Genomic DNA, 12,214 nt, shown 5'->3' with positions numbered 1-12,214 from the left:
ATGATTTTCTATAAAAATGCCAAATGCTAGTCCAATTAGTTCATATAAAATTCCCGCAAGTATTGTAATTTTCTAGGATATTTAATAAACAATGCTGGGAATTCCTGAATACCCGATCCTATAAAGAAACATGTCTACTCAATACTTTCCACTAATTTCATTTTAAAAAACGTTTTATTGATCATATTCTTTATAAAGTAACTACTATATCTTTATAAATATTAAAAATTATTTAATGAAATTCGTTTACTCAAAGACAAAAACCCCACTGATCAATCATCAATGAAACATTTATAATCATTCATTAAATCCGTAATCAGGAAATGGGCAGTTGAATATGACTAGAAAAGGTAAATTCTTTTTTTAATAGAATTGTTCAGTGTACCTTAAAATTTCTACTAAAAGCATAATCTATTCTGTAAAAATTTACTAGCATAGTAGAATTCTAAGATCGCCATGCGAACCGCTACTCCATTTTTTACTTGTTGTAAAATAACTGACTGCTGACTATTTGCAACTTCTGAGGTGATTTCAACACCTCGATTAATAGGACTCGGGTGCATAACAATTGCATTTGTTTTAGCTAATGCTAATCTTTCGGATGTTAAACTATACAACCGATAAAAAGTATGCAATTCCATAGGTTTATTATGTCTTTCTTTTTGAAAACGTAGAGTAACAATAACGTCACTATTAATTAAACTTTCTTCTATCATCGAAAATTTTTTGATTTGTGGACTTGTGATTTTCTTTGGCAATAACTGGAGAGGACCAGCAAGTCTTATTTCAGAAACTCCCATTATTAGTAATCCATCTATCAAAGAATTTGCTACTCTGGAATGATAAATATCACCAATAATAGTAACGCATAATTTCTTCCAGTCCGATTTGTATTGCTGAATAGTCATTAAATCAATTATCCCTTGCGTAGGATGTTGATGGGTTCCGTCTCCAGCATTGATAACTACACTATGATCTAGTTGTTCTGCTAATACTCTTAATAATTTTTTTGCAGTATGACGAATAATGAAAAAGCGCACCCCCATAGCTTGTAAATTTTTAACCATATCTAATACTGATTCTCCTTTGTTTAAGGACGAAACTGTAAGGTCAGGAGTTAGAACGATAGCGCCTAATCGTTTTGCTGCAATTTCAAAAGAATTACGTGTACGCGTACTAAATTCAAAAAATAAATGGGCAACCACTTGCCCATTTAATGTATTAAAAATTTTGTTATTTTTAATATCAATAAGTAAATCATTCGCCCGTTGTAGAATTTGGTCAATGTGACTGCGAGTCAGTGACTGCATATATAATAAATGATGAAAATCTTTTTTATTCATTATATTCAATACGCGTTTTCTTGTAACCATTGTTCTAAAATAATCTTCGCGGCATAGCTGTCCAATTGTTGAGAACGTTTTCTTTTTTTTTTGAACTTCTGGTCGAACCATAATAATTTTTTAGCTTCAACAGTCGTAAAACATTCATCTACTGTGTGAACGGGAAGTCCTGAGTTCAATTGCAATTCATCTGCAAATTTACGCGCAGCACAAGTAATGTATTGCTTGGTATCATCCATATTATAAGGAATGCCAACAACAAGAATATTAACTGCCCACATCTTAATAATTTTTTTTACCTGTTTCCAATCAGGAACTCCATTTTTAGATTTTAAAACAGTGTTAGGATTCGCTGATCGAGTGAATGTCTGCCCTACAGCTACTCCAATGCGTTTTAAACCAAAATCAAATCCTAATGCTAAACAATGAGAAAATTTAACCATGATTTTTGCGCAAAACCATATGTAACACCATGTTAGGCATGACCTACTTGATTAGAGAGTTGATTGATGTTAATTCCAATTAACGATGCTGCTTTTTGCCATCTCTGTTTTAAAGGGGTTTTAAATAAAATTATTTGATTATAAGGAACAATTAACCAATCATTCTGTGAAATTTCTTGTTCTAATTGACCAGATTCCCATTCAGAATAACCCAATGCAACCAAAAAATTACTAGGGCCCTTATTATTCGCAATAGCTTCTAGTGTTTCTTTAGAAGTAGAGACAGAAAGCTGAGCTTTTCTATTTTCAACTTGTTTTTCATAAATAATAAAGCCATTTTCTTGACTGATCGGACCACCCATTAAAACAGGACTCCTTCCAATATCAGGAGCATTAAGTTTAATGTTTAAATGTTCTAATACGTTATCCAAAGTTACTTGCAGAGGTTTATTGACAATTATCCCTAGTGCTCCTTTATCATCATGTTCAGAGATATACACAACGGATTGGGTAAAATTAAAATCATTCAATTGTGGCATGGCCACTAAAAAATAATTTGATAAAAAATTCGCTTTTAACATACTAATACTGATGTAAAGTATGCAGGGATATTTCTTAAGTCGCAACTTCTCTATTCAATATATCAATAATTTGCCATAATAAACTATCTTAGCACATATAGAGGAGATAATATAATGAGCCAACTTACTTCCCAAACTACTTATGTGAATCTTTCTATTAATAAACTTATTGAGCTCGCTATTAAAAATGGCGAGGGTAAACTAAGTTCGACTGGGGCTTTAGCTGTTATGACAGGTAAGCGAACAGGGCGATCTCCTAAGGATCGCTTTATTGTTAAAGATATAGAAACTGCTGACAAGATTCAGTGGGGAGACGTTAATCAACCTGTTGAACAATCTGTATTTGATCGGTTATGGGATCGCGCGAATATTTATCTTTCTAAGCGCCCCAAATATGTTTCTTACTTACAAGTAGGCGCAAATCAACAGTACGCCCTCCAGATACAAGTGGTTACTGAATTGGCTTGGCATAATTTATTTGCTTGTAATCTTTTTATTCGATCTAATAACACTGACAAAAAACAACCGAAATGGATTATGTTAAATGTACCTGGTCTAAAAACGAATCCAAAGAGGGATAAGGTGAACAGTGATGGTACTATTATAATTAATCTTTCACAACGTCGTGTTCTTTTAATAGGCTTGCTCTACGCAGGTGAAATGAAGAAAGCGATGTTTACAGTTCTAAATTATCTTTTACCACCTTATGACGTTTTACCTATGCATTGTGCTGCAAACTCTAATAAATTTGGAGATGTCGCTCTATTTTTTGGACTATCTGGAACCGGAAAAACAACTTTATCTGCAGATGTAAATCGGCTGTTAATTGGAGATGATGAACATGGATGGAGTCGTACAGGCATTTTTAATTTTGAAGGTGGTTGTTATGCCAAATGTATTGATCTAACAGAAAAGCAAGAACCAATGATTTGGAAAGCCATTCGCCATGGTGCTATTATGGAAAATGTTATACTGCGAGCTGGCAATCATGCCGATTATAGTGATGCAAGTTTAACTCAAAATACACGGGTTGCTTATCCTTTAGAATATATTTCCTTACGAGTTAGGGATAATGTTGTGCACTCACCCAATTCAGTAATTTTTTTGACTTGTGACTTATATGGCGTTTTACCCCCTGTTGCTTTGCTTACAAGTGAACAATCCGTATATTATTTCTTAAGTGGTTATACAGCTTTAATAGGTAGTACAGAGATTGGAAATGGAAAAAAAATTACACCTACCTTCAGTACTTGCTTCGGAGAACCGTTTTTTCCTCGTCCTCCTATGGTATATGCTGAATTACTTGCAAAGCGTATTAAAGAAACAAAATGTCAAGTTTATCTTGTTAATACAGGTTGGATGGGAGGTGCTTATGCAGAAGGTGGTATTCGGTTTTCGATTTCTATAACCCGTACCATTGTTAATGCTATACTTTCTGGAAAATTAATAAATCATCCTACAGAAAATTTACCAGGATTTAATTTGGCAATTCCTACATCAGTCTTTGGAGTAGAAGATAGGATTTTAAATCCCAGACAGGCATGGATGGATGTTAAAGCGTACGACACCAAAGCTGTTATACTAATGAAAAAATTTCAAGAAAATTTTGCTAGATTTCAAGTGGCAGATGTTATTCGTCAATCAGGACCAATGATCAGTAATAGAAAACTCTAGCTATGTAAGAAAATTCTCTAATCATGAATATTAAAAATATCAAGAAAAGAATTCGTGCAGCGGAAAAAAAATATGGGAGAAAACCTAATTCTGTGATTTTATTGGCCGTTAGCAAATCACAACATATTGATAAATTAAAGACAGCAATTTCCGAAGGACAAACTTGTTTTGGTGAAAATTATGTACAAGAAGCGCTCATTAAAATGAGTGCTTTACGGAATTACGCATTAGAATGGCATTTTATCGGTTCAATTCAAACAAATAAGATTCCAGTTATCGCGGCCCATTTTGGGTGGGTGCATAGTGTTTCCAAGTTAAAAACAGCAGAAAAACTAAATAAATACCGAATTCCAGAGTTACCTCCTTTGAACATTTGTATTCAAGTCAACGTTAGTATGGAAGAGAGCAAAAATGGCATTAGTCTCGTTGATTTGTCAAAATTTGCAACTGAAATAAGTAATTTTAAGCGATTACGATTACGTGGTGTAATGGCTATTCCAGCCTATAATTTGGATTTCTGTGCGCAAAAATTCAACTTTGAAAAAATAAAGAACGCTCAGCAGAAATTAATAAAGCAAGGTCTATCATTAGACACCTTGTCAATGGGTATGACACATGATTTTCAAGCAGCTATCGCGGCAGGAAGTACAATGGTACGTATTGGTACGGGTATTTTTGGTTCTCGGGATAATTTACAACAAAAATTTTTTTATTTTTAAAGTATAAGAAAATAGGTATATGAAGATTAAACAGATGAAAAGAGTTAATATTACTTTCATTTAGTTGTATTTGTCGAGCTAGGATTTAAACAACCTATTGTTTTTTCAAGAAAAATACAAAGTTTGCACAACAACAAACAATTGCGATGGAACAAAAAAAGCTGATGTTTATTTTAATTATAAAATCTAGTCCAATTAAAGGAATATGTGAAGAATTAAAAGATATAATCTTCGTTCGTCGTCCTCTTGTTATCTCTATAGCTGTTGGTGTTTCTATTAGATTGATCCAGAAATAGGTACAAAGGTTCTAGTGTAAGAGCAATACCCAAATACATCAGCCTCTACAGGAGCGAGTGCACAACAGATTTATTTTCTAATAAACGAATAACTGAAGCAGAGAAATTTGGCAAAATCTATTCTTTATGCCATTTGGCTAGTAGTTGGCTGTCTATAGAAAGTCAAATTGACGAAAGTAGCTGCTCTTTCTGGTTCTGGACCTGCGTATATCTTTTTTATCATGGAAGCCTTACAAAAGAAGCCACAAAAGTTTTAAAGCTACCAAAAACAGTACAGTTACTAACTGCCCAATATTAGGCCGTGAAAATATCATTGAAAGCTGAACAAGATGTGATGCAATTACGCCGATTAGTCACTATTCCAGGTAGTGTAACTGAACAAACGATGTAAATATTAGAGTCAGAAAATTTGACGATGTTATTTGCCAATGCACTAAAGCAGCTGTTCAGCGTGCTAAAGAATTACCCAAGGTATCAGAAAATTAATTTAATCTTAAGAATTAGTCACTACTTACAATTAATAACAAGACTGTAGCTTTGCTTTATCCTTTATTCATGATATAAGTTGGCTATCTTTTTATTTAGTGTATCCTCAGTAAAATGACCTTTAAATTATTACTGAGATTTTTATTTTTTAGAAAGTTTTACCTGACAGTAGGTTAATTTTTTATTTCTGTGTTAATTTTATTACAATTAAATTTTTTTTACTTATAATGTAATAGCCGATTTCTATAATAAGGCTTTTGCAGCATGCTGTAGAAATAGTTTTGTCGAAAGGAATCATATCTTTTACAGCAGTGTAGATTACAAGATGTTATGTCAAGAGGAACAATACATGAGCGAGAAATATATATTTTCTACTTCTGACGAAAATTTCGAAAAAGACGTTCTTGAAGCAGACGTGCCGATACTCGTCGATTTCTGGGCAGAATGGTGTCAACCATGTAAAATGCTTAGCCCGATTTTAAAGGAGATAGCTAAAGAATATATTAACCATATTAAGGTATTTAAAATGAATGTAGAAGATAATACTAAAATTCCAAATAAATACGGAGTAAGGGGCGTACCTAGTCTTTTTATCTTTTACAAAAAAGAAGTAATAGCTAAAAGAGTAGGCGCATTAAGTAAATCTCAGTTATCTGACTTTTTAGACGAGAACTTGCATTATTCATAATAAACTACTAGAATTTCTTATGTATCATGATGACCTGCCACAACACAGTAGATCTTGTTATCTCCAGTAGAGGTTCCTAGCCTTAGTGTCACAATCGGAGCGGCTTTATTTAGAAAAGTTATTTACTCCCCAGAAATAGCAGACTACTCCTACCTTGGTCCATCTGAACTTAAAATGAAGAGGTTTGATCACAAGTTATGAACTTGACTGAGCTTAAACAAAAATCAGTTGCGGAATTAATGGAAATTGCCCATGTGATGGATTTAGAACACGTATCTCGTTCTCGAAAACAAGATATTATTTTTGCAGTCTTAAAATCACACGCTAAAAAGGGAGAAGATATTTTTGGTGATGGTGTATTAGAAATTCTCCAAGATGGTTTTGGATTTTTACGTTCCTCTGATAGTTCTTATTTAGCTGGTCCTGATGATATTTATGTTTCTCCTAGTCAAATTCGAAGGTTTAATTTACGCACTGGAGATACTATTTCTGGAAAAATTCGACCTCCTAAAGAAGGAGAACGTTATTTTGCTTTATTGCAAGTTAACCAGATCAATTTAGAAAAACCAGAAGCTTCTAAAGGAAAAATCCTGTTTGAAAATCTTACACCACTTTTTCCAAATGAAAAGATTCAAATGGAGATAGGAAATGGTAGCACAGAAGATATTACGGCTCGAATTATCGACTTAGTAGCACCCATTGGGAAAGGTCAACGTGGTTTAATTGTATCACCACCTAAAGCAGGCAAAACCATGATGTTGCAAAATATTGCTCATTCTATTACTGGGAATCACTCTGAATGTATACTAATCGTATTATTAATTGATGAGCGACCTGAAGAGGTAACGGAAATGGATCGTTCTGTAAAAGGAGAAGTGGTAGCCAGTACTTTTGACGAGCCTGCTGCTCGTCATGTACAAGTGGCAGAAATGGTTATTGAAAAAGCAAAACGTCTTGTAGAGCATAAAAAAGATGTCGTCATTTTACTCGATTCCATAACTCGACTAGCACGTGCTTATAACACCGTAATCCCAACTTCAGGGAAAGTTTTAACAGGTGGTGTGGATGCAAATGCATTACAGCGTCCAAAACGCTTCTTTGGAGCCGCACGTAATATCGAAGAATGCGGTAGCTTAACGATCATTGCAACTACCTTGATTGAAACTGGGTCCAAAATGGATGATGTAATTTACGAGGAATTTAAGGGCACAGGAAATATGGAAATCCATTTAGATCGTCGTATTGCCGAGAAACGAATATTTCCTGCTATTAATATTAATCGTTCCGGAACACGACGAGAAGAATTAATGATGAAACAAGATATTCTACAGAAAGTATGGATCTTACGAAAAATTCTACATCCTATGGATGAAGTAGCAGCAAGCGAATTTTTAATCGAGCGATTAAAACTAACAAAAACAAATAACGACTTCTTTGATTCGATGAAAAGTTGACGCATCTCTCAAAATTTAAGAAGTTATTTTTCTGAGAAAACATAAATTTAATCAGTGATTACGTTTTATAATACAGAGTGTCTATTTTCCACGCTGCATAAGATGGAGTTTCATAAGGATGAACGCGTATTAGTTCTTCTATTACATCTTTAAAGTGTTTGTCTTCGCAAATCATCTCTACCAAATATTCTTTTATAGTTTCGAGTCGACCTCGCAGGCCTATATAAGGTTGACTGCCATTTAAAGGACGATACTGACCAACTCCCAATGTTTGCCATGCACAACAATCGTAATTACCTAATTGGCCAGCTCCTACTGTAAACAAAGCGTTTTTGACTTGTTCAACATAATTTTCAGGGACATAAAAGGCTAGTTTATACATACGAACCCCCTAATAAAACCGATCTTAGAAAGTATCATAATAATATAGAAAATTATAGATTTAGGTAACTACAAGGCTTTAATAGTATAAAATTTCCTGAAAATTATTATAAAATTTTTCCATTATTTGATAAGGAATCTGCCCTGGTGCTGCATGTGCCTCTTTAAAAGTGGAAAGAGAAGAAAAAGTCAAATATCCTCCAAAAAATGGAGTCAGTAACCTGACGATTTTACCTTTTTTGCCCATTCCTAATACAATCATATTCTCATTTTCTCTCTTATTAAGTAAGAATCGAAACAAAGTTTTAATGTCGTCTCGGCTGTTTATCATAACTGAAAATTTTAAAATATCCGGCTCATAGTTTCGCATACGCATTGCAATCTTCTTAAGTTCCCCAAAATTTGGGGTCTCTACAAAGTTATGATAAGAAATAATAAATTTAGCTTTTTTGTTTCGAATAACAATGTTTTTAGCAATCAGCAGATCGATATCGAGATAATTAAACCCAAGTGTATTTCCCATTTGCAAAATTTCATTTTGCTCTTTCACAGTACCTTCAAAATTTCCTCCATCTTTTTTAGAACGACAACACAAAATGGATTTTTTTTTAGTATGTTCTGAAATGACGCAAAGCATTTCTAAATTTATATTCTTAATACAGTCTACACGCAATTCTATAATGTCAACCAAGTGTTGAGATTGTTTAAGTTGTAACAAAAACGTCTCAAGGGTTTTTCCTGTTACTGAAATACATATGTTTACATTACTCATCTTCTTTATACTTTTTCAATTTTTATCGAAATTACGGAAATACGTATAATAAATCCAGACCACATTCTTGTGTAACTTTTCTGATTTATTTTCTATTTTTCCTGTTGTATTCACAGTGCGATAATCTTAATTCTTTATTTTAACTATTTAGTTTATTGAATATGCTTTAAACTATTTTACAGTAGAATGCCTTTCGGCATATTTCATATAACACAAGGATTGTTAATTTCTACATAATTACTATTACTTTTTATTGTCTTCTTTCGCTGATTGCAATTGTTGTGCAGATAACTTTATACACAATGTATTTTATCTATTAACAAATCCTTACGTTTCCAAACTGCATTTAACCATCTTTGAAAGTAAAGGCGAAAGTTACGATCTTTATGGTAATCACCAATAAGATTGACAGTAATGGGCAACAATTCATAATGCACAGTAATAGTAGAAAGATCACCACAAAAATATTTCCACAATGTAACAGACTTAGAATAATGAATAGTTACATTTAATATACCGTTTAACTCTCGTCTTAATTCTTTTATAACAACAGCAACCCCAGCTGATTTCGGTTTTAATAAATGTAAATAAGGAACAGACGCATGTTGTTTTTTAATTGCTGTAAAACGAGTACCTTCCACAAAATTCACTATTGTTGTTGGCAACACTTTTAATTTTTCACATGCTTTTTTTATAATTTTTATATTTTTCTCTCTTAATTCCGAACAATTACGTATCTCATGTCGAGAATAACGATAAAGAAAAGGATAATCTAAAAACCAACAACTCAAACCAAGTATGGGTAACTCCCATAATAATTTTCTTTTCATAAAGAATTTAATTACAGGAATTTTTCGACTAAAAACATGACCAAGCACTAATATATCGAGCCAAGTTTGATGATTACTAATCAAAAGATACCAATGATGAGAAGAAAGATGACTCTCTCCTACAATATTCCAATGATAATTACGTAAAGTCAAAAATTTTCCAGAAATTATGAACCATAAAACAGGAAAAAGTAGAGCAATCTTCATGAATTTTCGGTGCCAAGATTTAATAAAAATGGCATGAGCTAATAAACCAAAGATAAGCGCAAGCACTCCTAAAGTAAAAGAAGTGATTGTGTAAAGGAGCATAAGAACAGCTCCTAACAGAAAATTAAAAAGATACCTTATTTTCTTCAATTTTCTTCTTATAAATTTCTATATTTAATACAATAAAACACAACACAATTACTTTTGTATTTGCATTGTGTAAAGCAGAATCCATATTATACTTTATAAAATTTTTACTTACTCCTCTTAGATGCAATATTTTGTTTTTTCATAATTACTAACTGACAATTCGGTCAAGTTCCCCTGTGTTTAAGATTAACATGAAAAGCAATAGAAATAGGCCGAGATATTCCTTGCGCGAATCGAGTTGAGTCGGTCAATTGCAAGGGAATTTCACTTAAAAACCTTGAAGGTTGATTAAATTTTTCTAATCCATACATATACCGAGATTCGGTACAAGTTAAGATTAATTTTTCCTTAGCACGAGTAATCCCTACATAACACAATCGTCGCTCTTCTTCTAATTCATTATCGCTACTTACAGACATATGATGAGGAAATATATTTTCTTCTAATCCGGTGATAATAACTAATGGAAATTCTAATCCCTTAGCAGCATGCAGAGTCATTAAATTTACACAATCACCGTACAAGCTTGCTTTTTGCTCTTCACATTTTCCCAGAGCAACATGAGAAAGAAAAGCATTCAATGGTGATAAAAACACTTTTTCACTTTCTACTATTTCCGTAGTAAATTGTACAGTAAAATTAATCAACGTTTCTAAGTTCGCGACACGTAAAGTTCCTTTTTCACTTCTGTCTTTTTTATAAAAAGCGAATAAACCACTTTGATGTATCGTTTTTTTCGTTTGTTCTGCTAATGACAGGCTTTTCGTTTCTGTTGCAATTAATTCGATTAAATCTAAAAACTGTTGTAAAGAATTAAGGAGGCGGGTATTTAGACTTTTGCTATTAATTAAGTGCATCGCAGCTTTCCACAAAGAAATACCTTGATTGTAAGCCACAGTGCGTAGTGCCATCAAGGTAATGTCACCAATACCACGTGTAGGAACATTAATAATACGCTCAAAAGCCATATCGGCATGGCGATTATCTAATAAACACAAGTAAGATAGAGCATCCTTAATTTCTATTCTTTCAAAGAAAGCTAGATTACCATAAATTTGGTAAGGAATTTTACAGTTAAAAAGCAGTTCTTCTAATAAACGAGATTGGACATTTGAACGATAAAGTACTGCGATATCACCATATTTTCCTCCCTTGTGTATCCAAGCTTCAATGCAAGAAACGACATAAACAGCCTCTTCACGCTCATTAAAAGCTGTATGTATAGTAACTCGTTCGCCAATATCACCTAATGTCCATAATTTCTTTCCAAATCGATGTACATTATTTTTAATAACAGCATTAGCAGCATCAAGAATAGTTTTTGTTGATCGGTAGTTTTGTTCTAGACGTATCATTTGTACATCAGAAAAATCTTTAGAGAAACGGTGTATATTTTCTATTTTAGCCCCGCGCCAACTATAAATGGATTGATCGTCATCTCCCATTATCATTACTCTCGTGTTATTGCCTATAAAAGCTCGTAACCAAGTATACTGGATAACACTTGTGTCTTGAAATTCATCCACCAGAATATGAAGGAAACGTTGTTGATAATGGTACTTTATCCAAGACACATTCTGAAGCAATGCAAGTGAACGTAGTAATAATTCCGGGAAATCAATCAAACCACTTCGATAGCAAATGTCTTCGTAAGCTCGACTGATTTTCGATAATACTCTCTTGAGTCTGTTATTGCTTTTATCCGCCATAAGATCAATAGGTATATTTTCTTCTCTCTTTTTGTTAATAAACCATTGAGTCTTTTTAACAGGCCACTGTGTTTCTTCTAAATAGAAATTTTTTTGAATTCGGTGAATTAAACGATATTGGTCTTCAGAATCAAGAATCTGAAAAGATTGAGGTAAATTTGCCTCCTTCCAATGTATACGAAGTAAATAATGAGATAAACTATGAAACGTACCTATCCACATCATCGCAGTGGGAATACCCATAGATTCAATACGTCTACGCATCTCGTTCGCTGCTTTATTAGTAAAAGTTACTGCTAAGATACTATAAGGAGATACGTTTTTTCTCTGAATAAGCCACGCTATACGATGAATTAATACACGAGTCTTCCCACTACCTGCACCGGCTAATACACAGATGTAAGGAAACGCTGAAGTAACTGCTTCTTTTTGTCTAGAATTTAATGATTCCAAAGCTTGAACCCTTTTCCGTTTTCATTAT

Annotated in this window: 13 protein-coding genes; 6 read left to right on the top strand and 7 right to left on the bottom strand. The window is 33.2% G+C overall.

Annotated elements, in window-relative coordinates:
• Positions 1 to 398: 398 nt before the first annotated feature.
• Genes Z664_RS03030 through Z664_RS03020 form a run of 3 tightly spaced genes read right to left on the bottom strand, consistent with a single transcriptional unit; the run spans position 399 to position 2,412 of the window.
• A complete protein-coding gene (locus tag Z664_RS03030) occupies positions 399 to 1,343 on the bottom strand; it encodes an aspartate carbamoyltransferase catalytic subunit (RefSeq protein WP_039670155.1) in 945 nt (314 codons plus the stop codon).
• Between the two features lie 5 nt (positions 1,344 to 1,348).
• Positions 1,349 to 1,786 carry a Holliday junction resolvase RuvX gene (ruvX, locus tag Z664_RS03025; protein WP_039670154.1) on the bottom strand — a complete coding sequence of 146 codons (438 nt, stop codon included), beginning with the start codon at positions 1,784 to 1,786 and terminating at the stop codon, positions 1,349 to 1,351.
• 32 nt (positions 1,787 to 1,818) lie between these two features.
• Positions 1,819 to 2,412 carry a YqgE/AlgH family protein gene (locus Z664_RS03020; protein ID WP_326844780.1) on the bottom strand — a complete coding sequence of 198 codons (594 nt, stop codon included), beginning with the start codon at positions 2,410 to 2,412 and terminating at the stop codon, positions 1,819 to 1,821.
• A gap of 69 nt (positions 2,413 to 2,481) precedes the next feature.
• Here Z664_RS03020 and pckA point away from each other — a divergent pair, with 69 nt between their 5' ends.
• The 6 genes from pckA to rho all read left to right on the top strand — a co-directional run bounded on the left by pckA (position 2,482) and on the right by rho (position 7,684).
• Entirely contained in the window at positions 2,482 to 4,041 is a 1,560-nt protein-coding gene (gene pckA, locus Z664_RS03015) for a phosphoenolpyruvate carboxykinase (ATP) (protein WP_039670152.1), read from the top strand.
• 23 nt (positions 4,042 to 4,064) lie between these two features.
• Positions 4,065 to 4,760 (top strand): YggS family pyridoxal phosphate-dependent enzyme, encoded by a 696-nt coding sequence (locus tag Z664_RS03010; protein ID WP_039670151.1) that lies wholly within the window; start codon positions 4,065 to 4,067, stop codon positions 4,758 to 4,760.
• 146 nt (positions 4,761 to 4,906) lie between these two features.
• Positions 4,907 to 5,056 (top strand): hypothetical protein, encoded by a 150-nt coding sequence (locus Z664_RS03105; RefSeq protein WP_156962726.1) that lies wholly within the window; start codon positions 4,907 to 4,909, stop codon positions 5,054 to 5,056.
• A gap of 167 nt (positions 5,057 to 5,223) precedes the next feature.
• On the top strand, positions 5,224 to 5,313 hold the full coding sequence (locus Z664_RS03150) for a pyrroline-5-carboxylate reductase dimerization domain-containing protein (protein ID WP_148115161.1): 90 nt from the start codon (positions 5,224 to 5,226) through the stop codon (positions 5,311 to 5,313).
• 578 nt (positions 5,314 to 5,891) lie between these two features.
• Entirely contained in the window at positions 5,892 to 6,230 is a 339-nt protein-coding gene (trxA, locus tag Z664_RS03000) for a thioredoxin (protein WP_039670150.1), read from the top strand.
• A gap of 197 nt (positions 6,231 to 6,427) precedes the next feature.
• Entirely contained in the window at positions 6,428 to 7,684 is a 1,257-nt protein-coding gene (rho, locus tag Z664_RS02995; RefSeq protein ID WP_039670149.1) for a transcription termination factor Rho, read from the top strand.
• A 58-nt stretch (positions 7,685 to 7,742) separates the two neighbouring features.
• Here rho and Z664_RS02990 read toward each other — a convergent pair whose 3' ends face one another.
• The 4 genes from Z664_RS02990 to Z664_RS02975 form a co-directional block, all read right to left on the bottom strand.
• Positions 7,743 to 8,066: a YqfO family protein gene (locus Z664_RS02990; protein ID WP_039670148.1), complete on the bottom strand. Its 324-nt coding sequence runs from the start codon at positions 8,064 to 8,066 to the stop codon at positions 7,743 to 7,745.
• A gap of 78 nt (positions 8,067 to 8,144) precedes the next feature.
• Entirely contained in the window at positions 8,145 to 8,837 is a 693-nt protein-coding gene (gene aroD / locus Z664_RS02985) for a type I 3-dehydroquinate dehydratase (RefSeq protein WP_039670147.1), read from the bottom strand.
• A gap of 293 nt (positions 8,838 to 9,130) precedes the next feature.
• Positions 9,131 to 10,015: a 1-acylglycerol-3-phosphate O-acyltransferase, YihG family gene (yihG, locus tag Z664_RS02980; protein ID WP_039670287.1), complete on the bottom strand. Its 885-nt coding sequence runs from the start codon at positions 10,013 to 10,015 to the stop codon at positions 9,131 to 9,133.
• A 173-nt stretch (positions 10,016 to 10,188) separates the two neighbouring features.
• Positions 10,189 to 12,186 carry a 3'-5' exonuclease gene (locus Z664_RS02975; RefSeq protein ID WP_052246366.1) on the bottom strand — a complete coding sequence of 666 codons (1,998 nt, stop codon included), beginning with the start codon at positions 12,184 to 12,186 and terminating at the stop codon, positions 10,189 to 10,191.
• Between the last annotated feature and the right edge of the window lie 28 nt (positions 12,187 to 12,214).

It is taken from the genome of Coxiella endosymbiont of Amblyomma americanum (assembly GCF_000815025.1).
GTDB lineage: Bacteria > Pseudomonadota > Gammaproteobacteria > Coxiellales > Coxiellaceae > Coxiella.
This window is presented reverse-complemented; position numbering and strand designations above follow the sequence as displayed.

Coding starts and splice junctions, on each gene's coding strand:
- Z664_RS03030 (WP_039670155.1), bottom strand. CDS start 1,343: ATGAATAAAAAAGATTTTCATCATTTATTATATATGCAGTCACTGACT.
- ruvX (WP_039670154.1), bottom strand. CDS start 1,786: ATGGTTAAATTTTCTCATTGTTTAGCATTAGGATTTGATTTTGGTTTA.
- pckA (WP_039670152.1), top strand. CDS start 2,482: ATGAGCCAACTTACTTCCCAAACTACTTATGTGAATCTTTCTATTAAT.
- Z664_RS03010 (WP_039670151.1), top strand. CDS start 4,065: ATGAATATTAAAAATATCAAGAAAAGAATTCGTGCAGCGGAAAAAAAA.
- Z664_RS03105 (WP_156962726.1), top strand. CDS start 4,907: ATGGAACAAAAAAAGCTGATGTTTATTTTAATTATAAAATCTAGTCCA.
- trxA (WP_039670150.1), top strand. CDS start 5,892: ATGAGCGAGAAATATATATTTTCTACTTCTGACGAAAATTTCGAAAAA.
- rho (WP_039670149.1), top strand. CDS start 6,428: ATGAACTTGACTGAGCTTAAACAAAAATCAGTTGCGGAATTAATGGAA.
- Z664_RS02990 (WP_039670148.1), bottom strand. CDS start 8,066: ATGTATAAACTAGCCTTTTATGTCCCTGAAAATTATGTTGAACAAGTC.
- aroD (WP_039670147.1), bottom strand. CDS start 8,837: ATGAGTAATGTAAACATATGTATTTCAGTAACAGGAAAAACCCTTGAG.